Genomic DNA, 19,184 nt, shown 5'->3' with positions numbered 1-19,184 from the left:
GTCAGGCAGGGGCGGCACGCGGAGGGCGCGCGGACGCTCGACCGGGCGCTCGCGCTGTGGCGGGGGGAGCCGCTGGCCGAGTTCCCCGATCTGGCGCCGGCGGCGTTCGCGCGGCTGGACGAGCTGCGGCTCGTGGCCGAGGAGGACCGGCTGGAGGCCCGGCTGGCGCTCGGCGAGGCCAGCGTGCCCGACCTGGAGGCGCTGACGGAGGCGCACCCGTACCGGGAGCGGGCGTGGGGGCTGCTGGTGCTCGGGCTGTACCGGGCGGGCCGCCAGGCCGACGCGCTCGCCGCGCTGCGCAGGGTACGCGCCCTGCTCGCCGACGAGCTGGGCATCGAGCCGGGGCCCGAGCTGAGGCGGCTGGAGCAGGCGGTGTTCGATCAGGCGCCCGAGCTCGACCCGGGTGGCGCGCCCCTCCCCGCTCCCGCTCCCGCGCCCGTCCCCGCAGGGCCGGGATCCGACAGGCTCGTGGGCAGGGAGAGCGAGCAGCGGGTCCTGGAGGAGCTGCTGGCGCAGGCCCGGCACGGCAGGGGCGGGCTGGCGCTGGTCACCGGCGAGGCGGGCATCGGGAAGACGAGCCTGGCCAGGGCCATCGCCGACCTGGCCACGGCCAGGGGCTTCCGGGTGGAGTGGGGCCGTTGCCTCGACGGCGGCACGGCCCCCGCGTTCTGGCCGTGGACCCGCGCGGGCCTGATCCCGCCGTCCCCGCAGGCAGAGCTGTTCGACCTGTACGACGCCGTGCTGGCGGAGCTGCGGACCGGCCCCCTGCTCGTGGTGCTGGAGGACCTGCACTGGGCCGACGCCTCCTCGCTGAAGCTGCTCGGCCACGTCGCCGGCGAGCTGGCCAGGACCTCCGCGCTCGTCGTGGCGACACTCAGGCCCGAGCCGGGCGACCACCCCGAGCAGCTGCGCGAGACCCTGGGCGCGCTGGCCAGAGAGGGCCGTCGGCTGCCGCTGGCGCCGTTCGACGCCTCGGGCGTGCGCGACTACCTGCGCCTGCGCGACGTGGCGGCAGACCCTCAGGAGCTGCTCGACCGCTCGGGCGGCAACCCGTTCTACCTGACCGAGCTGCTCCGCCTGCCCGAACGCGAGCGCCACCTCGTCCCGCCCGGCGCCCGCGACGTCATCGAACGCCGCCTGGCCCGCCTCCCCGAGCCCACCCGGGACCTGCTCAGAGCCGCCGCGGTCGCGGGCCGGGAGGTGGAGCTGGACCTGCTGACCGCCCTCGTGGACCGTCCCGTCGAGGAGGTCATGTCGCGGCTGGAGCCCGCGCTAGCCGCCGGGCTGCTGGCCGAGCCGCCGGCCGGGACCGCCGACTACCGCTTCTCCCACGCCCTCGTACGGCAGGCGCTCGACCAGGGCCTCACCCGGCTCGACCGCGCCCGCCTGCACCTGCGGGCCGCCGGGCACCTGGAGACCCTGCCCGGCGCCGACCCGGCGATCCTGGCCGGCCACTTCGCCGCCGCGGCCCGGCTGGGCGGCGCGCCCAAGGCCGTCACGTACGCTGCCCAGGCCGCCGCGCAGGCCGCGGAACGCCACGGCTACCAGGAGGCCGTGCAGCTGTGGGAGCTGGCGCTCGACCACCTGCCGCCCGGCGACTCGCCCGAGCGCTGCCGCGTGCTCACCGAGCTCGGCCAGGCCCGGCGCACCACGGGCGACGCCGAAGGCGCCTACCGCGACCTGACCGAGGCCGTCGCCCAGGCCCAGCGGCTCGGCGACCGGGACGCGCTGGTGGCGGCGGTCTCGGTCTTCGGCGGCCTGTCGGTGTGGAACTGGCGCCCGTACGGCGTCGTGGACGAGGACATGGTCGCGATCCTGGAGGACCTCCTGGCGGGCGACCTCGACGACCGGTCCAGGGCCGCGCTCCTGGGCACGCTCGGCATCGAGCTGCACTACGGCCCCCGGCGCGCCGAGGGTGAGCGGCTGGCACTCGACGCGGTCGCCCTGGCCCGCCGCGCCGGCGACCCCATGCTGCTGGCCAGGGCGCTCAACAACTACGTGATCGCGAGCTTCGTACCCGGCCGCAACCCCGAGCGGCTGGCGGCGGCCGAGGAGATGCTGGCCATCCCCGGCCTGCCCAGGGAGGCCAGGCTGGTGGCGCGGGTGCTGCGCATGGCGTGCCTGCTGCGCGCGGGCGAGCTGGCCGAGTGGAGCAGGGACCTGGCCCGCTGCGAGCAGCTGCTGCACGAGGTCGCCCGGCCCGAGCTGGAGGCCATGGTCCGCGTCGCGCAGACCGCCGACCACGCCCTGCACGGCCGGTGGGCGGAGGCGGAAGCGCTGGCCGAGCACTTCCCCAAGATCTCCTTCGGGGCGAGCCTGTGGGGTCAGGAGGCCCGCCGCCTCGGCGTCCTCTACACCTGCCGTCGGGGCCAGGGCCGGGTGGCGGAGCTGCTGGACGAGCTGGTGGCCGCGGGCGATCAGCCGCTCATGAGCATGGTGCGCCCGCTCGCCATCCTGGCCTCCCTGGACGTCGGCCGCACCGAACAGGCGCGGCAGCTCCTCGGGCGGTGGGGCGTGGACCTGCGGGAGGACTGGTCGGCCGACTTCTTCTTCCCGGTCTGGGGTCTGGTGGCCGCCCAGCTCGGCACCCCCGACCCCGGGGAGATGTACGAACGGCTGCTGCCGATCGCCGACCAGCCCATCGTCCTGGGCACGGGCAGCGCGGCCCTGGGCTGCGTGCAGGACGTGCTGGCCGAGCTCGCGCTCCGGCTCGGACGTACGGAGCAGGCGCTCGAGCACAACCGGGCGGCCATCGCCAGGCACCGGCGGCTCGGCCTGGCCTACCTGGAGTCGCGCAGCCAGGCCCGCCGCGCCGAGCTGGCACCCTGAGCCTTCGCGCCCGCCGAGCCGGCGCCCTGAGCCTTCGCGCCCGCCGAGCTCGGCGCCTTGAGCTCTCGCGCCCGCCGCGCCGGCGCTCCGAGCCTTGTCGGTGGCCCCGCGTATCGTGACCGTATGCCTGACATCGAGGTCGCGGGTCACGAGGTCCGCGTCACCAGCCCCGACAAGGTGGTCTTCCCGCAGTCCGGCCACACCAAGCTCGACCTGATCCGCTTCTACCAGGCCGTGGGCGAGGCGGCGCTGCGGGGCGTCCACGGGCGGCCGATGGTGCTCAAGCGGTTCGTGCACGGCATCGAGCAGGAGGCGTTCTTCCAGAAGCGCGCCCCGGCCAAGCGGCCCGACTGGATCGAGGTGGCCGAGCTGAAATACCGCTCGGGGCTGAGCGCGGAGGAGGTCGTCTGCACCGACCTGGCCCAGCTGCTGTGGGTGGTCAACCTCGGGTGCGTCGACCTCAACCCCCATCCGGTGCGCGCCGACGACCTGTCCAGGCCCGACGAGCTGCGCATCGACCTCGACCCGGTGCCGGGCGTCGAGTGGGCCGACGTGCTGGCCACCGCGCAGGTGGCGCGCGAGGTGCTGGCCGACCACGGGCTGGTCGCCTGGCCCAAGACGTCCGGTTCGCGAGGGTTCCACGTCTACGCCCGCATCGAGCGGCGCTGGCCGTTCGCCAAGGTGCGCAAGGCGGCCGAGACGGTGGCCCGCGAGGTCGAGCGGCGCGCGCCCGAGCTGGCCACCAGCCGGTGGTGGAAGGAGGAGCGGCACGGCGTGTTCGTCGACTTCAACCAGAACGCCTACGACCGCACCGTGGCCTCCGCCTACTCCGTGCGGGCCGTGCCCGACGCCCGGGTCTCGACGCCGCTGACCTGGGACGAGGTGCCCGGCTGCCGCCCCGAGACGTTCACGATCGACACCGTGGCCAAGCGGCTGGCCGAGGCCGGCGACCCGTGGGAGGACATGGACCTGCACCCGGGCTCGCTCGACTCGCTGCTGGAGCTGGCCGAGGAGCTCGGACCGGCGCCCAAGCCGCCCAAGGGCAGCGGGCGCAGGCAGCAGACGATGCCCGTCATCGAGATCGCGCGGGCGGAGCACAAGGAGGAGGCGCTGGCCGGGTTCGAGCGGTGGAAGGCCCGCCACCCGGCGGTCGCCGCGCAGCTGGAGCCCGCCGATGTGCTGGTCGACGGCATGCGGGGGCGCAGCAGCGTGTGGTATCGCATCCGGGTCAACCTCCAGCACGTGCCGGAGGCCGAGCGGCCGCCGCAGGAGCCGCTGGAGGTCGACTACGACCCCTGGCGCGGCGCCGGGCCCGCAGAACGCTGAGCACGGGCCGGGCGCCAGGAGCGCTGAGCACGGGCCGGGCCCGGAGAACACTGAGCGCGCGCCGGGTCCCCGGAGCGTTGAGCGCGCTCCGGGGGAGACGCGTCAGCGGCCGGAGATCAGGTTCGCCAGCCGCGCGAACGGCGACGTCGTGGTGCCGTGGTCGTTCTCCTGCCGGTCGGCGGCGCGGAAGAGCGCGTAGATGAGCTGCACCCCCGTCCACCGCAACGGCTCGGGCTCCCACTGGCGCACCTGGCGGCCCACCCAGGGCAGGGCCGTCAGCTCGGTGTCCTGGCGCAGCACCAGGTCGCGCAGGGTGCGGCCGGCCAGGTTCGTGGTGGTGACGCCGCTGCCGACGTAGCCGCCCGCCCAGCCGAGGCCGGTCGCGTGGTCCAGGTGCACCGTCGAGCACCAGTCGCGCGGCACGCCCAGCACGCCGCACCAGGAGTGCTGGATCCGCGCGTCCGCCGCCGCGGGGAAGAGCTTGACCAGCATCCGCCACAGCAGCGCGACCGTCTGCGGCTGTGTGGCGCCCCGCACGTCGGTACGCGAGCCGTACCGGTAGGGCACCCCCCGGCCGCCGATCGCGATGCGGTCGTCGGCGGTGCGCTGCGCGTAGATGTAGGCGTGCGCCTCGTCCCCGATCAGCTCGTTGCCCTGCCAGCCGATGTGCCTCCACACCTCGGGCGGCAGCGGCTCGGTGACGATCATGGAGCTGTTCATCGGCAGCCACTGCCGGTGCTGCCCGGCCAGCGAGGCGGTGAAGCCCTCGGTGGCGCGGATGACATAGTCCGCCGTGACCGCCCCGCGCGTGGTGACCGCCGCCGCCTGGCTGCCGTCCCGCCGCGGGATGATCTTCGTGACCGTGGTGTCCTCGAAGATGTCCACCCCGAGCCGGGCGACCGCCTCGGCCAGGCCGACGGCCAGCTTGGCGGGCTGGATGCGGGCGCAGTGCGGCGAGTAGGTGGCCTCCAGGGTGCCCGCCACCTGCACGCGCTCGCGCTGCTCGTCGCGGTCCATCAGCCGCAGGTCGCCCTCGCCGTACCCCCAGGTACGCAGGTCATCGAGCTCAGCGCGCAGCCGGCGCCGCTGGGCCGGGTTCGTCGCGACGTGGATGAGGCCGCCCTTGTGGATGTCGGCGTCGATGGCCTCCTCGCGGGTCACCTCGATGACCTCGTCCACGGCGTCGAACATCGCGTGCTGCAGGTCGATCATCGCCTGCCGGCCACGAGCCTTGGCGTGCCGCTTGCGCGACCCGGCGAACTCCGCCGACAGCCACCCGCCGTTGCGCCCCGACGCGCCGAACCCGGCGAACTCCTTCTCCAGGATCGCGATCCGCAGCCCCGGCTCGGCCTTCTTCAGGTAGTACGCGGTCCACAGGCCGGTGTAGCCGCCGCCGACGATGGCCACGTCGTACGAGCGCGGCCCCGGCAGCGGGGGACGCCGGTCCGGCAGGCCGATCTGCCGGTACCAGAACGAGACGCCGCCGTTGGCGAAGTCCTTGGTGAGCGGGATGCCTTTCACGTGAGCACAGCCTCCACATCGGGCGAGTCGGGCAGCAGGACGGAGTCGGCGACGCGCCACGTGAGGGTGACCTCGTCGCCGCCACGGGCGTCGCTGAGGCTGCCGGCCTGCTCGCGCACCAGCGCGGACGAGCCGTCGGGCAGCCTCAGCTCCAGCTTCCTGCTGGAGCCCAGGTAAATCTCGCCGGTGACGGTGGCCGGCAGGGCGTTCCATTCCGAATCGGGGGAGAAACCCGCCTCACGCACGGCCAGCCGCTCCGGTCGTACGACGAGCGCGCCCGCCTTGTTGGCCAGGCTGTCGGACGGGCCGCCGGGCAGGCTGCCGGGCGCCCGCAGCAGCCGCGCGCACACGCCGATGCCGTCGGGCGTGACGTCGCCGCGCAGGATCGTCGACTCGCCGAGGAAGCGGGCCACGAACAGCGTGGCGGGCCGCTCGTACAGCTCCTCGGCGGGCCCGACCTGCTCGATGCGGCCGCGGTTGAAGACCGCGATCCGGTCCGACAGCACCAGCGCCTCGTCCTGGTCGTGCGTGACGTACACGAACGTGGTGCCGAGCTCGCCGTGGATGCGCTTGATCTCGAGCTGGAGCCAGTCGCGCAGCTTCTTGTCCAGCGCGCCCAGGGGCTCGTCCATCAGCATCACGCGCGGGCTGTAGACGATGGCGCGGGCCACGGCCACGCGCTGCTGCTGGCCGCCGGACAGCTCGCGCGGGTAGCGGTGGCCGTACTCGCCGAGGTGGACGGTGGCCAGCGCGGCCGCGACCAGCTCGGCGCGGCGGGCCTTGGGCACCTTGCGCTGTTTGAGCGGGTACGCGATGTTCTCGGCGACCGTCATGTGCGGGAACAGGGCGTAGTGCTGGAAGACCATGCCCATGTCCCGTTTGTGGGCGGGCGTCGCGGCGATGGCGGTCCCGTCCACGGTCAGCTCGCCGGTGGTGGGGCGGTCGAAGCCGGCGATGATGTTCAGCGTGGTCGTCTTGCCCGAGCCGCTCGGCCCGAGCAGCGTGATGAACTCGCCCGGCTTGATCGACAGCGAGACGTCGTCCACGGCGACGAAGTCGCCGTAGCGCTTGGTCAGTCCGGTCAGCTCGATGCCGGCGCCGCGGGCGGCGAGATCGTTACTGGTGGGCACGTGACCTCCTGGCGACGAAGAAGGTGGCGATCAGGACGAGGCTCGTGGTCAGCACGATGATCATCGTGGCCGCCGCGGCGATGGTCGGGTCGGTCTCGCGGGTGACGCTCGCGTACATCTTCACCGGCAGGGTCTGCAGGTAGGGGCTCTGGATGAACAGCGAGACGACCACCTCGTCGAAGCTCGTGACGAACGCGAACAGCGCGCCCGCGGCCACGCCGGGGGCGACCAGCGGCAGCGTCACGGTGCGGAAGGTGGTCCAGCGGCCCGCGCCCAGGCTGGCCGCCGCGCTCTCCAGCCGCCGGTCGAACCCGCTCAGCGACGCGGTCACCGGGATCATCACGAACGGCAGCGCCAGCACGGTGTGCGCCATGACGAAGCCCATGAGCGTTCCGACGAGCTGCAGCTTCAGGAACACGGCGTAGACGCCGATGGCCAGCACGACCCCGGGCACGATCATCGGGGCCAGCATCGACCCCTGGACCAGCGCGAGCCCGCGCATCCTGGCCCGGGTCAGGCCGAGCGCCGCCGCCGTTCCGAGCGTGGTGGCGACGACGGTGACCAGCAGGCCCACCTCGAGCGAGGTCCACAGGGCCGACATCCAGGCCGGGTCGCCGAAGAAGTGCTCGTACCAGCGGGTGGACCAGCCGTCCGGCGGGAACTTGAGCGACGCCTTCGAGGTGAAGCTGAGCGGCACCACGATCAGCGCGGGGGCCACCAGCCAGACGCCGACCAGCGCGCAGAACGCCCACAGCGCCCCGCGTCCCACCCGGGCGCTCATCCGGTCACCTTCTTCCCGGCGCGGCGCAGCGTGACCGCCAGCAGCGCGATCATGGCCAGCGTGAGCCCGAGCAGGACCACGCCCATGGCGCCGCCGCGCCCCCATTTCAGCAGGCCGTTGACCTGCGTGAAGATCTGCTGCGAGAGCAGCGCGTCGGTGGGGGAGCCGAGCAGCGCGGGCGTGACGTAGAACCCGAGCGCGCTGATGAACACGGTCAGGCACCCCGCCGACACCCCGGGCAGCGACAGCGGCACGTAGACGTCGATGAACGCCTTGACGGGCCGCGCTCCCATGCTGCCCGCCGCGGTGAGCAGCCGCCGGTCGATCCCGCTCATCACCGCGTAGAGCGGCAGCACCATGAACGGCATCAGCAGCTGCACCATCCCGATCACGACGCCCGTTTGGGTGCGGATCAGGCTGAACGGACCCAGCCCGATGGTCCCGAGCACGTCGTTCACCACGCCGGTGTCCTGCAGCAGGATCACCCACGCGAAGGTCCGCACCATCAGGCTGGTCCAGAACGGCACCAGCACCAGCAGCGTCAGCACGGCCCTGGCCCGCGTGCCGGCGATCGTCATGGCGTACGCGTACGGATACGACAGGATCAGCGCGACCACCGTCACCCACAGGGCGGTGGTGAACGTGCGCCCGAGCACCCGCAGGTTCTGGGACTCGCTGAAGAACCAGGTGAAGTTGCCCAGACCCGGCACCGGATCGGTGAACGCGCTGATCACCATAGAGATCAGCGGAAACAGGAAGAAGACGGCGAGCGCCACCAGCGCCGGCAGGACCAGGAGCGCCGGGCGGCGCTCAGGGTCCGCCGGCTGCCTGGCGGCGGCGGGCGGGGCGACCGCCTGCAGGGTGGAGGCCATCCGCGATCAGCCGCCGAGCCAGGCCGACCACTTCTCGATCATCTCCGGCTGGTGTTCGGCCCACCACTTGGAGTCGATCTTGAGTGCCTTCTCCGGGACGCCCGGAGCGGTGGTCAGGAACGCCTGGCCGGTCTGGTCGAGGCTCGGCTTGGCGTCGGTGTTGATCGGCGAGTACGAGGTCAGCTCCGTCAGCTTGGCCTGCTGCTGAGCACCCAGGTAGTAGTTGATCAGCGCCATCGACGCCTTCGGGTTCTTGGCGTTCTTCGGCACGGCCAGCGAGTCCATGATCGGCATCCACTGGTCCCAGGCGATCTGGAACGGCGCGCCGTTCTTGACGGCGGCGTAGGCCCGGCCGCTCCAGACCATCCCCATGTCCACCTCGCCGGACTCCAGCAACTGCTGGGCCTCCGCGCCGGTCTTCCAGAAGACCAGGTTGGAGCGGACCGACTGCAGCTTCTTGGTCGCCCGGTCGACGTCCAGCGGGTAGAGCTGGTCGGGCGCCACGCCGTCGGCGATCAGCGCGCCCTCGAACGGGCCGGGCGCCGAGTCGCCGGGGTTGCCGGAGATGGCGCGCTTGCCGGGGAACTTCGTCGTGTCGAAGAAGTCCTTCCAGCCCTTGGGCGGGTTGGCGCCGAACTTGTCCTTGTTGTAGACGAGCACCATGCCGTACTGCATGGCGGGGACGGTGCACTGGCCGGACAGGCCCTCGGGGACCTTGGACTTGTCGATGATCGAGTAGTCCAGCGGCTGGAGCAGCTTGCCGCACTGGGCCTCGGCCCAGATGGAGTCGGAGTCGATCACGTCCCACGTGACGTTGGAGGAGTCGACCTGGGCCTTGATCTTGGCGTAGTCGGTCGGGCCGTCCTGGAGGATCTTGGCGCCCGACTCCTGGGCGAACGGGTCGACCGCCGCCTTCTGCTGGCCCTCCTGGTAGACGCCTCCGTAGGAGACGAAGGTCATGTTGAGGCCGCTCAGGGCGTCCTTCTTGATCGTGCCCGACTTGGCGGGCCCCGACCCGAGATCGATCGAGGCGGGCGCCGCAGAGCCGGCTCCGCAGGCGGTCGCGAGCAGGAGCGAAGCCGCGACGCCGGCCATGGCGGCCAGTCGCGCTGGTTGCTTCGGCATGGGTTACCCCCTAGGGCAGGTATAGCTGGGGTTCAGGAGGATGTAGTAGGTGGGGCGACCACCCAGAGGACCTCGGCGGTCTCGTCACTTTCGTTGACGATCCGGTGGGGGACCGACGTGCGGTACTCCACGCTGTCCCCGGGCTCCAGCACGTGTGCGGCGGCAGAGCCGTTGGGTCCGAGCCAGAGAGTGATCCGCCCGCGGATGACCAGGAAGATCTCCTGGGAGTCACCGTGGGTGTACGGTTCGTCCCCGGTGGACGAGCCCGGATCGAATTCCCCGGCGTACACCTCCACGTTCTGGAGCGGACGCTGGGAGATCAGGAACTTGCGCGTGCCGGGAGCCGTCTGCAGCTCCGGACGCGCGTCGCGGCGCACCACCCGGTGGCCGACCTCGTCCTCCTCGTTGAACAGATCCGCGACCGTGAGCCCGAGAGCCGAGGCGATTCGCCTGAGCATCCCGATGCTGGAGCTGGTCTGCCCGCGCTCCAGCTGGCTGATGAAGCTCGCGCTCGCCCTGGCCTCCGCCGCGAGTGCGCGCACGGTCATGCGGCGCATGTTGCGGTAGGCACGGATTCGCGCACCCAAGCGGGCGTTCTCCGACTCCGTCATCGAACCTCTCGATTGGCTGCACTGAACAAGTTGTTAAGTGGCAATGAAAGGACCGTACATAGGTAGCCGAATGCCCATCAAGGGGGCGTTACGTAACGACTACGTAAAGGAGTCAGCCGCGCGTGGGGCGCTCGTAGCCCTCGTCGCCTCCGTAGACGTGCAGGTCGGGGTCATGCTCCGGCTGGTTGGCGGGGCTGGTGGGCGAGGCGGTGTGCTCCGAGGCGAAGTCGTCGGAAGCCTCGACCGGCGGCGGGAAGAGGTGGTCGTGCCAGGTGATCCGGCCCTTGGGCTCGGCGTCGGTCAGCAGCTCGCCGGCGCGCTGGGCCGCGTACAGGCTGCCGGGGAAGCGCACGGGCAGGCAGGGGCGGTGCAGGCCCTTGGCCTCCAGCCAGGTCCTGACCAGTTCGTCCGTGTTGATCACCTGGGGGCCGCCGTACTCGATCTCGTCCATCGCGGGGCCCGCGGCGATCAGCTCGTTGAGGCGGGCCGCCACCTCGCCCGTGTGGACCGGCTGCCAGGGTATCGAGCGGTCCACGGCGAGCACGGGGAGCGACTCGAAGTCGCTCAGCCGCCGGTCGAGCGTCTGCTGGAAGTGGGTGGAGCGGAGGACGGTCCAGCCCAGCTCGCTCTCCGAGACCAGCCGTTCGGCCTCCAGCTTGTGCCGGAGGTGGCCGCTGGCCACGCTGTCGGCCCCGACGCACGAGACGTACAGCAGGTGCGGGTATCCCGCCTGGCGGGCGGCGGCGACCAGCTTGCGCGTCCCGGCCACGTCCACGGCGCCGCGGCCCTTGCGGCCGCCGGTGGCGAGGTGCGCGATGACGTCCACGTCGCGCACGGCCTCCGCGAGGCCGTTGCCGGAGACGAGGTCGCCCCACATCCACTCGACGTTCCCGTGGGTCTCGCGCTTGGTACGGCTCAGCGCCCGCACCCGGTGGCCCGACCTGAGCAGCGCGGGCACCAGGGCGCCGCCCAGCGTGCCCGTTGCTCCCGTGACCAGAATGCGCATGACGCCCCTCTACCCGCGAATGCCTAGAAATGACAAGGAATCGGGTAAAGGCGTCTGCGACCCGTGGAGCGGGGTAGTGCGGCTCCCATGGCTCGAATCGCAGCGGAATCCCTGGTAGAGCGGCTCGCCGAGTGGGGTGTCGACACCGTTTTCGGCATGCCGGGCGACGGCATCAACGGCATCATGGAAGGGCTGCGGCGCCACCGTGACCGGGTGCGCTTCGTCCTCGTCCACCACGAGGAGGCGGCCGCCTTCATGGCCACCGGCTACGCCAAGGCCACCGGCCGGATCGGCGTGTGCCTGGCCACCTCGGGGCCCGGCGGCATCCACCTGCTCAACGGCCTCTACGACGCCAAGCTGGACCACGTGCCCGTGCTGGCGATCACGGGCATGCAGGAGACGGCCGTGCTGGGCACCGGCTACCAGCAGGAGGTGCACCTCGACCGGCTGTACGAGGACGTGGCCGAGTACAACATGATGATCACCAACCCGGCGCAGCTGCCCTCGCTGGTGGACCTGGCGATCAGGACCGCCTACGCGCGGCGCGGGGTCGCCCATCTCACGCTGCCCAACGACCTGCAGGTGGCCGAGGCGGGGATGGCCCCGTACCGGGCCGTGACCCCGGCGCGGCTGCCGGAGACCGCGCCCGTCTACCTCCGCCCGTCCGGCCTGCCGCGCCAGGAGGACATCGAGTGGGCGGCCGAGGTGCTCAACAACGCCCGGCGCCCCGCCATGCTCGTCGGGCAGGGGGCGCTGCACGCCCGGCAGGAGGTGCTGGCCGTGGCCGAGGCGCTCGGCGCGCCCGTGGCCAAGACGCTGCCCGGCAAGGCGGTCATCCCGGACGACTCGCTGTACACGACGGGCGGGATCGGGCTGCTCGGCACCCGGCCGAGCGAGGAGCTGATGGACGAGGCCGACGTGCTCTTCATGGTCGGCACGAACTTCCCCTACTCCAAGTTCCTGCCGGAGCAGGCGCGGGTGGTGCAGTTCGAGGCGGACCCGACCAGGGCGGGGGCGCGGATCGCGACCGACGTGCCCGTGGTGTGCGACGCGAAGGAGGGGCTGCGGGCGCTGCTGCCGCTGCTCACCGCCCGGGACCGCACCGCCCACCTGCGGAAATATCAGGAAATGATGGTCAAATGGCGGGCCGACATGGACGCTCTGGAGAACCCGGACCGGGCTCCCATCGCGCCCCAGTACGTCGTGTCCATCGTTGACGAGCTCGCCACCGAGGACGCCATCATGACCTGCGACAGCGGCACCATCGCCACCTGGGCCGCCCGGCACTGGACGATCCGCGGCGAGCGCCAGTTCTACCTGTCCGGGACGCTGGCGACGATGGCCCCGGGGCTGCCGTACGCCATCGCCATGCAGCACGCCTACCCCGGACGGCAGGTCATCGCGTACGTCGGAGACGGCGGGTTCACGATGCTGATGGGAGAGTTCCTGACGGCGGTCCAGCAGCGGCTGCCGGTCAAGGTGATCATCAACAACAACAACTCGCTCGGGCAGATCCTGTGGGAGCAGATGGTGCTCGGCTACCCGGAGCACGGGGTGCGCTTCCCCGAGCCGGAGGCCGACTTCTCGGCCTGGGCGAGGTCGTGCGGCGGGTTCGGGGCCAAGGTCACCAAGTCGGAGGACGTCGCCATGGCGATCGGGCAGGCGCTCGCGCACGACGGCCCGGCGCTGGTGGACGTGGACGTGAACCCGAACGAGCCGCCCATGCCGGCCAAGGTCACCTACGAGCAGGCGAAGAGCTTCGCGCAGGCGTTCCTCAAGGGGCAGCCGCACAAGGCGGCCATCGCCACGACCCTGTTCAAGGACCGGATCCAGCGGCTGGGGGAATAGCCGTCGCGATCGCCGCCGTGGTGCTCAGCAGGGGGTCGATCAGCTGGGGCAGCTCGCGGGCGCGCCGCGAGGACAGCACGATGCCCAGGGCCGCCACGGGCCGCCCGTCCACCAGGATCGGCGCCGCCGCCGAGCAGGTGCCCAGGGTCATCTCCTCGTACGTCAGCGCGTACCCCTGGGCCCGCACGACGGCCAGCTCCCTGGCCAGCCGGCCCGGCTCGGTGATCGTGTGCGGGGTGGGCCGTTCGAGCTTGCGCGCGAGGTAGGACTTCACGAACCAGTCCGGCTCGTACGCCAGCAGCGCCTTGCCCACGCCCGTCGGGTGCATCGGCAGCCGGCCGCCCGTCCGCGACACGATCGGCACCGCCCGCCGGCCGTACACCTTGTCCACGTACAGCACCTCGAGCCCGTCGCGCACGGCCAGGTGCACGTTCTCGCGCGTGGTCGCGAACAGCTCCTGCAGCCACGGATGGGCCAGGTCGTGGAGCCGGCCGGGCGCGAGCTGGCCCAGCTCCCACAGCCGCAGCCCGACCCGCAGCCGCCCGTCGGGCGCGCGGCTCAGCGCCTGCCACTCCTCCAGCTCGGCGACCAGCCGGTGCGCCGTGCTCAGCGGCAGCCCGCTGCGCCGGGCCACGTCGGTCAGCGTGAGCTGCGGATGGGCGGAGTCGAACGCGCCCAGGATGGCCAGCACCTTGGACGTCACCGAGCGCCCGCCCTCCCGGGCCCCGCCTGCCATGCGCCAATCCTGCAGGGTTCTTCCACTGAGCGGAAGGGACATCTCGGCTGAACTGGGGTCGAGGCAGGATGCTTCCCTCATGCGAACTCAGGTCGGGATCATCGGGGCGGGCCCCGCCGGGCTGCTCCTTTCCCACTTGCTCCACCTGCGCGGCATCTCCTCCGTGGTGCTGGAGAAGCGCAGCCGCGACTACGTCGAGCGGCGGGTGCGGGCCGGGGTGCTGGAGCAGGGCACGGTGGACACGCTGGTCGAGGCGGGCGTCGGCGAGCGCCTGCTGCGCGAGGGGCTGCCGCACCACGGCATCGAGCTCAGGTACGGGGGCGCGGGCCACCGCATCGCGTTCGAGAAGCTCGTGCCGGGCAGGTCCATCACCGTGTACGGGCAGCAGGAGGTGGTCAAGGACCTGATCGCGGCCAGGCTGGCGGCGGGCGGCGACATCAGGTTCGAGGTCACGGACGTGGAGGCGCACTCGCTGGAGTCCGATCCCTATCTGACTTTCGGCGGCGAGCGACTCGACTGCGACGTGATCGCCGGGTGCGACGGCTTCCACGGCGTGTCCAGGCCGGCCATCCCCGAGGGCGTTCTGAGCGTTTACGAGCGGGACTATCCCTTCGCCTGGCTGGGCATCCTGGCCAGGGTGGCGCCCTCGTCGGAAGAGCTGATCTACACCAGGACCGAGCGCGGCTTCGCCCTGCACAGCATGCGCTCGCCCACCGTCAGCCGCTTCTACCTGCAGGTCCCGGCGGACGCGCGGGTCGAGGACTGGCCGGACGAGCGGATCTGGGACGAGCTGAAGGCCCGGCTGGAGAGCGTGCCCGGCTTCACGCTGACGACCGGCGAGATCATGGAGAAGGGTGTCACGCCGATGCGGGCGTTCGTGGCCGAGCCCATGCAGTACGGGCGGCTCTACCTCGCCGGCGACGCCGCCCACATCGTGCCGCCGACCGGCGCCAAGGGGCTCAACCTGGCCGTGGCCGACGTCCGCGTGCTGACCGAGGCGCTGGCCGCGTACTTCGCGGACGGCTCGACCGGGCTGCTCGACGGCTACTCCGACGCGTGCCTGAAGCGGGTGTGGCGGGCGCAGCACTTCTCGTGGTGGATGACGACGCTGCTGCACACGTTCGAGGACGAGGACCCGTACGCGCGGCGGCTGCAGCTGTCGTACCTGGACTACGTGACCTCGTCGGAGGCGGCGGCGACCACCCTGGCCGAGAACTACGTGGGCCTGCCGTGAATGATGGCCTGACTGAGGAGGTGGACCGCGTGGGTTCTGACGGCGGCTTGCTCGCCCCGGTCTGGGCGGGGACGCGGGCGGAGGCGATCACCTCGGACGCGGCCTGGCTGCGGGCCATGCTGGAGGCCGAGGGGGCGCTCGCCCGCGCCCAGGCACGGCTGGACCTCATCCCTTCGGAGGCGGCCGCGGCCATCGACAGGACGGCCGCCACGCTGGTGCTCGACCCGGCCGACCTGGCCCGGCGGGCCCGCCAGTCGGCCAACCCGGTCGTGCCCCTGGTGGCCGACCTGCGGCGGGCCGTGCCGGGCGCGGCGTCGTCCGTGCACAGGGGGGCGACCAGCCAGGACATCCTGGACAGCGCCGCCATGCTGGTGGCCACGCGGGCGGTCCGCGGCATCGTGGGCGATCTGAGCGCGATCATGCGGGATCTCAGCGAGCTGGCCGAGCGGCACCGGGACACGGTGATGGCCGCGCGGACGCTGGGGCAGCAGGCGGTGCCGACCACGTTCGGGCTGAAGGCGGCGGGGTGGCTGGCCGGTCTCATGCGCGCCCGGGCCCGCCTCCGCGAGCTGCGGCTGCCGGCCCAGCTGGGCGGCGCGGCCGGCACCCTGGCCGCGTTCGCCGAGCACGCGGGCGCGTCTTCCCCGGCATCCGGCGCGTCTTCCCCGGCAGCGGGCACGGCGCTGCTGCTGGCCGAGGTGTTCGCCGAGGAGATCGGGCTGGCGGCGCCCCCGATGCCGTGGCACGCGGAGCGCTCTCCCGTCACCGAGCTCGGCGCGGCGCTCACCGCCACGGCCCGCGCGCTCGGCAAACCGGCCACCGACATCGTCCTCATGGCCCAGACCGAGGTGGGGGAGGTGGCCGAGTCGTCGGCCGGCTCCTCGTCGGCCATGCCGCAGAAACGCAATCCCGCCCTGTCCGTCCTGGTCCGGTCGGCCGCGTTCCAGGTGCCCGCGTACGCGCAGATCCTCGGGCAGGTCGGCGAGCACGAGCGGGCCGCGGGGGCCTGGCAGGCGGAGTGGCTGCCCCTGCGCGAGGCGCTGCGCCTGACGGGCGGCGCGGCCGAGACCGCCGCCGAGCTGGTGGCCGGGCTGCGGGTCTTCCCCGACCGGATGCGGGCCAACGCCGAGCTGACCGGCGGCCGGCTGCTCGCCGAGCGCCTGGCCGCCCACCTCGACCGCAAGGCGCTCGACGAGGCCCTGTCCGCCGAGGGTCCGCTGCAGGACCACGCCGAACTGCTCGATCCTGCGGCTTACCTGGGGGCGGCACCCGAGCTCGTTGATCGCATCCTCGCCACCTACCGGGAGCAACCGTGAAACTCCACCACCGCATCGACGGCCCGGCCGGCGCGCCGCTGCTGGTGCTCGGGCCCTCGCTCGGCACCACGATGGAGATCTGGCAGCCCCAGCTCCCCGCGCTCACCGAGTCCTGGCGGGTCCTCAGGTACGACCTGCCGGGCCACGGCGGCTCGGCCCCGGCCGCGGCCGGGTTCACCGTCGACGACCTGGCGCGGGCCGTGCTGGAGCTCGTCGGGGACGAGCGGTTCGCGGTCGGCGGCGTCTCGCTCGGCGGCGCGATCGCCTCCACCGTCGCCGTCAAAGCCGGCAACCGGGTGCGCAGCCTGGTGCTGTGCTGCACGTCGGCCAGGTTCGGCGAGCCGGGGCCGTGGCTGGAGCGGGCGGCGCTGGTGCGCGGCAAGGGTCTGGCGGCGCTCGTGCCGACGCTGAAGACCCGCTGGTTCACCCCCGGCTTCGACGGCCAAGAGGTGTTCGACCGGTTCGTGGAGGTGGACGCCGAGTCGTACGCGGCCTGCTGCGAGGCCATCGCCGCCTTCGACCTGACCGGCCGCCTGGGGGAGATCGCCGCGCCCACGCTGGTGATCGCCGGCTCCGAGGATCCGGCCACGCCGCTCGACCACGCGCTCACGCTGGCCGGCGACATCCCGGGCGCGTCCCTGACGGTGGTGCCCAGGGCCTCGCACCTGGCCAACGTGGAGCGCCCCGACGCGGTGACCGCCGCCCTCCTGGGTCACCTGCGGGGCGACGGGCCCGCCGAGGACGCCTTCGCGGCGGGCATGCGCACCAGGCGGGAGGTGCTCGGGGACGCGCACGTCGATCGGGCGGTCGCCGCCACCACCGACTTCACCCGCGACTTCCAGGAGCTGATCACCCGCTACGCCTGGGACGAGATCTGGAACCGGCCCGGCCTGGACCGGCGCACCCGTAGCTGCGTCACGCTCACCGCGCTCGTGGCCAGGGGGCAGATGGAGGAGCTCGCCATGCACGTCCGCGCGGCTTTGCGGAACGGGCTCACGCGCGAGGAGATCAAGGAGGTGCTGCTCCAGACGGCCGTCTACTGCGGGGTTCCGGCCGCCAATGCCGCCTTCGCGGTGGCCCGCCGCACGCTCGCCGACATCGACGCGGAGGGCCGCTGACCTTGGGAGATGCTTTAAGGTTGTTTGGTGGTCTTTGAGGAGGGTTGGGCGGTTTCGCCCCTGCGCTGGCTGATGAACACGCTGGGCGACGCCCAGCTCGCCCGGATGGACGGCGACCCCGGCCTGGTCGCCGCGGTCGACCAGCACGCGGCGGTGCTGCGCGACGCCATCCCGCTGGACCGGGAGACCCTGGGCGACTACCTGCTGGGCTTCCTCGACGAGCTGCGGGAGCGCGCCTGGATCTTCACCGGCGAGCCGGACGCGGCGGCGCTCCGGCTGACGGCGGTCTGCTGGCTGGCCCGCGAAGCGGGTTTCCTGGAAGACGGCCTCCCCGCCTGACCTGTCGGCCCGGGTCAGGCGGGCGGACGGCTCAGTCCGGAGGCATCTCGGAGCGCGGCGGGGTGCTCGGTGGAGTGGTCGGAGCGCCCGGAGCTCCCGGGGTCGCCGGGGTGGTGCGTACAGGCTCCCCTGCCATCGTGCGGGCGTCCTCTCGCCCCCGCTGGTACGCCTCCGCGTGCGCCCTGGCCTGCGGGGCCTCCCGCTCGATCCGGCTCAGCCAGCGCTCCCAGCGCTGCTGCATCGGGCGGACGAGCCCGCCGCCGACGCCGATCGCCACGATCGCGCCGATGGTGGCGAGGACCGTGACCAGCACCGGAGTCGTGACCGTGGTGGCCACCCCGATCTGGTTGAGCGCGGCGATGATGCCCAGCGCCCAGATGAAGACCGCTGCGGCGGTCGCCACCCAGCGACCGTAGGTGAGCCCGCCGAGCGCGCCGGCGATGATGTCCCTGACTCCCATGGCGATCGCGCCCGCCACCACGATGATCACGATGGCGACCAGGGCCGAGGGCAGCCAGCCCACCACGCTGTTCAGCATCGACGAGATCGGGTTCGGCCCGAACACGCTGAAGGCCAGCTGGAGGGTGACCAGCAGGATCGCATAGTAGACGATCTTGGCGAGCAGGCTCCGGGCGGTGTACTTGCTCTGTTCCAGCCAGCGCCGCACGCCGCTGCGCTCCACCGCCCGGTCGAAGCCGACGCGCTCGAGTACCTTGTCGACGATCTTCTGCAGCGCCTTGGCCACGATCCATCCGATGATGAGGATGACAAGGAACGCGACAAGCTTCGGAACGAACGTCGCTATCAGCCGCCAGGCATCCGTGATGCCCTGGCCTATGTTGATGTCCACGGTTTCCTCCTGTGAGGAGCCACTGCAACGGCGCTACCCGTACATAAACCGTGTATGCACACAGAGCAGTCGAAACTTCGCATAAGGCGACATTTCGGACAGATTCTCCCAAGCTAGGATGATCGACATGCATCGCAGCCGGGTCTATGCCCTTCTGATCGACACCCCCGCCTCCGAGGCCGAGCAGGCGTCGGCGTTCTGGGCCGCGGCGCTCGGGGCCAGCCCGCGCCCGCTTCCCGGGTACGAGCAGTTCACCTCGTTGCACGGTGCCGTTCCCGGCCTGGACGTGGCGGTCCAGGCGGTGGACGACGCGCCGAGGCTCCATCTCGACATCGAGACCGACGACGTCGAGGCCGAGACCCGGCGGCTGCTGGCGCTCGGCGCGACGGAGGTGTCGCGGTGGCAGGAGTGCCGCATCCTGCGGGCGCCCGGCGGGCACCTGCTCTGCGTGCTGCCCGCGGAGAGCGACCGCTTCGAGGCGGAGGCGAGGACCTGGCCCTGACCCCCGGTCAGAGTAGGTGCGGCGGGCTCACTCACCCGTT

The 19,184-nt window shown here is 72.4% G+C and carries 17 protein-coding genes; 8 read left to right on the top strand and 9 right to left on the bottom strand.

The window, feature by feature from the left end:
* On the top strand, positions 1–2,829 hold a 2,829-nt coding region (locus ACWDX9_RS32705; RefSeq protein WP_449960697.1), incomplete at its 5' end, for an ATP-binding protein.
* A gap of 123 nt (positions 2,830–2,952) precedes the next feature.
* Positions 2,953–4,155: a non-homologous end-joining DNA ligase gene (gene ligD / locus ACWDX9_RS32700; protein WP_449960694.1), complete on the top strand. Its 1,203-nt coding sequence runs from the start codon at positions 2,953–2,955 to the stop codon at positions 4,153–4,155.
* A gap of 102 nt (positions 4,156–4,257) precedes the next feature.
* Here the strand turns inward: ligD and ACWDX9_RS32695 are convergent, their stop codons facing one another.
* The 7 genes from ACWDX9_RS32695 to ACWDX9_RS32665 form a co-directional block, all read right to left on the bottom strand.
* The gene (locus ACWDX9_RS32695) at positions 4,258–5,676 is read right to left on the bottom strand and encodes an NAD(P)/FAD-dependent oxidoreductase (RefSeq protein WP_364239053.1); all 1,419 of its coding nucleotides are present in this window, start codon (positions 5,674–5,676) and stop codon (positions 4,258–4,260) included.
* A complete protein-coding gene (locus ACWDX9_RS32690; RefSeq protein WP_449960691.1) occupies positions 5,673–6,806 on the bottom strand; it encodes an ABC transporter ATP-binding protein in 1,134 nt (377 codons plus the stop codon). The genes ACWDX9_RS32695 and ACWDX9_RS32690 overlap by 4 nt, the downstream gene beginning before the upstream one ends.
* Positions 6,793–7,587: an ABC transporter permease gene (locus tag ACWDX9_RS32685; RefSeq protein WP_192786195.1), complete on the bottom strand. Its 795-nt coding sequence runs from the start codon at positions 7,585–7,587 to the stop codon at positions 6,793–6,795. Before ACWDX9_RS32685 ends, ACWDX9_RS32690 begins: the two co-directional genes overlap by 14 nt.
* Positions 7,584–8,459 (bottom strand): ABC transporter permease, encoded by an 876-nt coding sequence (locus ACWDX9_RS32680; protein ID WP_449960689.1) that lies wholly within the window; start codon positions 8,457–8,459, stop codon positions 7,584–7,586. The genes ACWDX9_RS32685 and ACWDX9_RS32680 overlap by 4 nt, the downstream gene beginning before the upstream one ends.
* A 6-nt stretch (positions 8,460–8,465) precedes the next feature.
* On the bottom strand, positions 8,466–9,584 hold the full coding sequence (locus tag ACWDX9_RS32675) for an ABC transporter substrate-binding protein (RefSeq protein ID WP_449960686.1): 1,119 nt from the start codon (positions 9,582–9,584) through the stop codon (positions 8,466–8,468).
* Between the two features lie 32 nt (positions 9,585–9,616).
* Positions 9,617–10,195, bottom strand: a complete 579-nt coding sequence (locus ACWDX9_RS32670) for a helix-turn-helix domain-containing protein (protein WP_449960683.1) — start codon at positions 10,193–10,195, stop codon at positions 9,617–9,619.
* A gap of 112 nt (positions 10,196–10,307) precedes the next feature.
* Positions 10,308–11,201, bottom strand: coding sequence for an SDR family oxidoreductase (locus tag ACWDX9_RS32665; RefSeq protein ID WP_449960680.1), 894 nt, complete (start codon positions 11,199–11,201; stop codon positions 10,308–10,310).
* A gap of 87 nt (positions 11,202–11,288) precedes the next feature.
* On the opposite strand from ACWDX9_RS32665, the gene ACWDX9_RS32660 reads away from it, so the two are divergent.
* A complete protein-coding gene (locus ACWDX9_RS32660) occupies positions 11,289–13,049 on the top strand; it encodes a thiamine pyrophosphate-dependent enzyme (RefSeq protein WP_449960677.1) in 1,761 nt (586 codons plus the stop codon).
* Here the strand turns inward: ACWDX9_RS32660 and ACWDX9_RS32655 are convergent.
* A complete protein-coding gene (locus ACWDX9_RS32655; protein WP_449960675.1) occupies positions 13,018–13,785 on the bottom strand; it encodes an IclR family transcriptional regulator in 768 nt (255 codons plus the stop codon). The genes ACWDX9_RS32660 and ACWDX9_RS32655 overlap by 32 nt on opposite strands.
* Before the next feature lie 79 nt (positions 13,786–13,864).
* Here ACWDX9_RS32655 and ACWDX9_RS32650 point away from each other — a divergent pair, with 79 nt between their 5' ends.
* The 4 genes from ACWDX9_RS32650 to ACWDX9_RS32635 are packed head-to-tail and all read left to right on the top strand — an operon-like array spanning position 13,865 to position 17,792.
* Positions 13,865–15,019 carry a 4-hydroxybenzoate 3-monooxygenase gene (locus ACWDX9_RS32650; protein WP_364239045.1) on the top strand — a complete coding sequence of 385 codons (1,155 nt, stop codon included), beginning with the start codon at positions 13,865–13,867 and terminating at the stop codon, positions 15,017–15,019.
* A 29-nt stretch (positions 15,020–15,048) separates the two neighbouring features.
* Positions 15,049–16,335 (top strand): lyase family protein, encoded by a 1,287-nt coding sequence (locus tag ACWDX9_RS32645; RefSeq protein ID WP_449960671.1) that lies wholly within the window; start codon positions 15,049–15,051, stop codon positions 16,333–16,335.
* A complete protein-coding gene (gene pcaDC / locus ACWDX9_RS32640; RefSeq protein WP_449960668.1) occupies positions 16,332–17,453 on the top strand; it encodes a bifunctional 3-oxoadipate enol-lactonase/4-carboxymuconolactone decarboxylase PcaDC in 1,122 nt (373 codons plus the stop codon). Before ACWDX9_RS32645 ends, pcaDC begins: the two co-directional genes overlap by 4 nt.
* 27 nt (positions 17,454–17,480) lie before the next feature.
* Positions 17,481–17,792 carry a DUF6401 family natural product biosynthesis protein gene (locus tag ACWDX9_RS32635; RefSeq protein WP_449960665.1) on the top strand — a complete coding sequence of 104 codons (312 nt, stop codon included), beginning with the start codon at positions 17,481–17,483 and terminating at the stop codon, positions 17,790–17,792.
* A 31-nt stretch (positions 17,793–17,823) separates the two neighbouring features.
* On the opposite strand, the gene ACWDX9_RS32630 is transcribed toward ACWDX9_RS32635, so the two are convergent.
* Positions 17,824–18,636, bottom strand: a complete 813-nt coding sequence (locus ACWDX9_RS32630; protein ID WP_449960700.1) for a membrane protein — start codon at positions 18,634–18,636, stop codon at positions 17,824–17,826.
* 133 nt (positions 18,637–18,769) lie between these two features.
* On the opposite strand from ACWDX9_RS32630, the gene ACWDX9_RS32625 reads away from it, so the two are divergent.
* On the top strand, positions 18,770–19,144 hold the full coding sequence (locus tag ACWDX9_RS32625; RefSeq protein ID WP_449960662.1) for a VOC family protein: 375 nt from the start codon (positions 18,770–18,772) through the stop codon (positions 19,142–19,144).
* Positions 19,145–19,184 lie beyond the last annotated feature (40 nt).

The organism is Nonomuraea sp. NPDC003201 (assembly GCF_053590415.1).
Note: the sequence above shows the minus strand (reverse complement) of the source record. Positions and strands in the feature narration are given on the sequence as shown.

What these genes read in the sequence shown, in the direction of transcription:
- ligD (WP_449960694.1), top strand. Translation starts at nt 2,953, where the DNA reads ATGCCTGACATCGAGGTCGCGGGTCACGAGGTCCGCGTCACCAGCCCC.
- ACWDX9_RS32685 (WP_192786195.1), bottom strand. Translation starts at nt 7,587, where the DNA reads ATGAGCGCCCGGGTGGGACGCGGGGCGCTGTGGGCGTTCTGCGCGCTG.
- ACWDX9_RS32680 (WP_449960689.1), bottom strand. Translation starts at nt 8,459, where the DNA reads ATGGCCTCCACCCTGCAGGCGGTCGCCCCGCCCGCCGCCGCCAGGCAG.
- ACWDX9_RS32675 (WP_449960686.1), bottom strand. Translation starts at nt 9,584, where the DNA reads ATGCCGAAGCAACCAGCGCGACTGGCCGCCATGGCCGGCGTCGCGGCT.
- ACWDX9_RS32670 (WP_449960683.1), bottom strand. Translation starts at nt 10,195, where the DNA reads ATGACGGAGTCGGAGAACGCCCGCTTGGGTGCGCGAATCCGTGCCTAC.
- ACWDX9_RS32665 (WP_449960680.1), bottom strand. Translation starts at nt 11,201, where the DNA reads ATGCGCATTCTGGTCACGGGAGCAACGGGCACGCTGGGCGGCGCCCTG.
- ACWDX9_RS32660 (WP_449960677.1), top strand. Translation starts at nt 11,289, where the DNA reads ATGGCTCGAATCGCAGCGGAATCCCTGGTAGAGCGGCTCGCCGAGTGG.
- ACWDX9_RS32655 (WP_449960675.1), bottom strand. Translation starts at nt 13,785, where the DNA reads ATGGCAGGCGGGGCCCGGGAGGGCGGGCGCTCGGTGACGTCCAAGGTG.
- ACWDX9_RS32650 (WP_364239045.1), top strand. Translation starts at nt 13,865, where the DNA reads ATGCGAACTCAGGTCGGGATCATCGGGGCGGGCCCCGCCGGGCTGCTC.
- ACWDX9_RS32625 (WP_449960662.1), top strand. Translation starts at nt 18,770, where the DNA reads ATGCATCGCAGCCGGGTCTATGCCCTTCTGATCGACACCCCCGCCTCC.